At 38.1% G+C, this 2,552-nt stretch carries 2 protein-coding genes and 1 pseudogene; 1 reads left to right on the top strand and 2 read right to left on the bottom strand.

Annotated features, from left to right (window positions below; translation table 11 throughout):
• A pseudogene (locus AC1DRF_RS22815) lies at nucleotides 1-208 on the bottom strand (MarR family winged helix-turn-helix transcriptional regulator); the annotation flags it as partial.
• Between the two features lie 400 nt (nucleotides 209-608).
• On the opposite strand from AC1DRF_RS22815, the gene AC1DRF_RS22810 reads away from it, so the two are divergent.
• The gene (locus AC1DRF_RS22810) at nucleotides 609-1,571 is read left to right on the top strand and encodes a VanW family protein (RefSeq protein ID WP_427076500.1); all 963 of its coding nucleotides are present in this window, start codon (nucleotides 609-611) and stop codon (nucleotides 1,569-1,571) included.
• Between the two features lie 43 nt (nucleotides 1,572-1,614).
• Here AC1DRF_RS22810 and AC1DRF_RS22805 read toward each other — a convergent pair.
• Nucleotides 1,615-2,552 (bottom strand): AMP-binding protein (locus tag AC1DRF_RS22805; protein WP_477741760.1); only part of this gene is annotated, 938 nt, incomplete at its 5' end.

Below are 2,552 nucleotides of genomic sequence, written 5' to 3'. Positions count from 1 at the left end.
CAAGTACTTTTGTGATATCGCTAACAATACAGCTTTTTTTATCGTGAATGGTCTTTAAGATTGCCTCTTTTGTTGAAGTTAAATGGTAGGGAAGCAAATCATATTTCTCACCGATTACGGTGTTTTTATATTTTAAAAGAGCTTCTTTTACATGATCTATACTTTCTAGCTGATGACTAATCTCTTCTTTGCTATAACGTTCAGTCAAGCGTAAATCCTCCTCATAAAACAAATTCCATTTTTACCATTATACCATGTATAATGCCCATAGAAAAATGAACAACACCGCGAAAATTGTCAGAAAAATTTTAAAATAATTACCATAATTCGTTAAAAAATCCTTGTTTTCGTGCTATTATATATAAGAATAGTAATAACAGGAAACGCATACAACATTTGTTTTCTATTGAGTTCATAAGAAAAAATGGGGTCTATGAACATCATTCCGCTTTACCTCATGTGTTGAACAAAGAAAAAAATATAAAAAATGGTGATTATTCACTTTGGCAGATCGTCTTTTATAAGATGTTTGTATAAAATGAATGTATACATATTTTTATAGAAAAAACATATTGAGGTAAAGCCGAGATATGGGGGGATTCAATTACATGAAGAAAGTCTTAGGGGCGCTTTTGCTTGGCGCGACAATTGTTAGTGCGTTTATTGCGTACAGCATGTATACCAATCATTCTGCAAAGCAAACAGCCGCGATAGAACAAAAACAAGCAGCGAAAAAAGCAGAAAAAAAGACTGAGAAAAAGAAAAAACCAGTCCTTAAAGTCGAAGACCTGACGTATCAGCTGAAAGATTCCCGTACAGGACAAGTAATGAAAGAATTCAAGCCTGTTCATTACAAGGATAAAGACGTATACGAGCAAGAAATTAAGCAATTAGCGTCTGAACTGGCAAAGGGGATCGACACGCCTATGCAAAACATAAAAATGGATGCAAATGGATCGTTAACCGGCGGGTCCAAACAAATCATTTTAAAAGAAGCAGAGCTTGTTAAAAATCTACAGAACTTAAATACGAAACAATTGGATGTGAAGGTTCCGATTTACGAAACCGCTCCAAATGTAACGGCAGCATCTGCTCAAGGGATCGCTGATGTATCGCTAGCTTCGTATTCTACACGTTTTCGTCCAAGTGATACAAGTCGAAACAGAAATGTTCAGCTATCCGCAGAAGCGATTAACAACGTTGTATTAGGTCCTGGAGATTCATTTTCTTATAATCAAACAGTTGGGGAGCGCACAGCAGAAAGAGGCTATCAGCCTGCTCCTGAAATCATCAACAAACAGCTGGTGATGGGAATTGGCGGAGGGATCTGCCAAACATCTTCTACGCTATTTAATGCTATTGACGGCGCTGGTCTTCAAGTGACAGCTAGGTCTCACCATTCAAAACATGTAGGTTATGTACCGGCAGGAAGAGATGCAACCGTATCGTGGGGAGGACCTGATTTTAAGTTTACAAACAACAAAGATTACCCTGTCATCATTAAAGCGTACGCAAACGTAAATACCGGTGTTTTAACGGTGGATGTTCGTACTTCACAGCATGCTATCTAATAAAAAAAGACGTATCCTAACAGATACGTCTTTTTTTCATTTATTATGCTTTTTGTTGCTCGCGTTCACGAAGTTCCACACGTCGAATTTTACCTGAATTAGTTTTTGGCAATTCATCAATAAATTCAATTACGCGAGGATACTTGTAAGGTGCAGTTAGAGCCTTTACGTGATTTTGCAGCTCTTTAATAAAACCTGCATCTGTTGTTTTTACATGATCGACAAGAACAACATACGCTTTTACAACATGGCCGCGATCAGCATCAGGGCTAGCTATAACGGCACATTCTTTCACTGCTGGATGCTTAATTAATGCATCTTCAACTTCAAATGGCCCAATTGTATAGCCGGAACTGATAATGATATCATCTCCGCGTCCTTGGAACCAGTAATAGTTACCTTCATCTTTAGAAGCGCGGTCACCTGTTAAATAGTAGTTTCCTTTATACGTTTTCTCAGTGCGCTCCATGTCTTTATAGTAGTGCTTGAAAAGAGATGGGAGGTCTCTACGAACGGCAATATCTCCAACTTCTCCAGGCTTACAAGGTTCGCCGTCTTCATTAATGATTTCTACAAACCCTTCAAGCATCGGTTTACCCATTGAACCAATCTTTGTTTTTACACCTTTTAATGTACCGATTAAAAGAGTATTCTCTGTTTGACCGTATCCATCACGTACTTGGATATTAAAATATTTTTTAAACACATTAATCACTTCTTCATTTAGTGGTTCTCCGGCAGATACAGCGCTATGAAGGTGAGACAGGTCAAAACGTTCAAGCTCATCAATTTTAGCCATAAAGCGGTACTCTGTTGGCGTACAGCACAGTACGTTTACTTTTTCATCCTGTAAAATTTCTAAAAACTTTTTAGGTTCAAAACGCCCGTTATAGATAATGCCTGTTGCACCTTGTCCAAGTACAGATAAAAACGGAGTCCAAATCCATTTTTGCCAACCAGGACCTGCTGTTGCCCAGACCG

The sequence above is a fragment of the Priestia sp. P5_B4 genome (assembly GCF_056400385.1).
The sequence above is the reverse complement of the archived record's forward strand: the minus strand, read 5'-3'. Positions and strand labels throughout refer to the sequence as shown.

What these genes read in the sequence shown, in the direction of transcription:
- AC1DRF_RS22810 (WP_427076500.1), top strand. Translation starts at nt 609, where the DNA reads ATGAAGAAAGTCTTAGGGGCGCTTTTGCTTGGCGCGACAATTGTTAGT.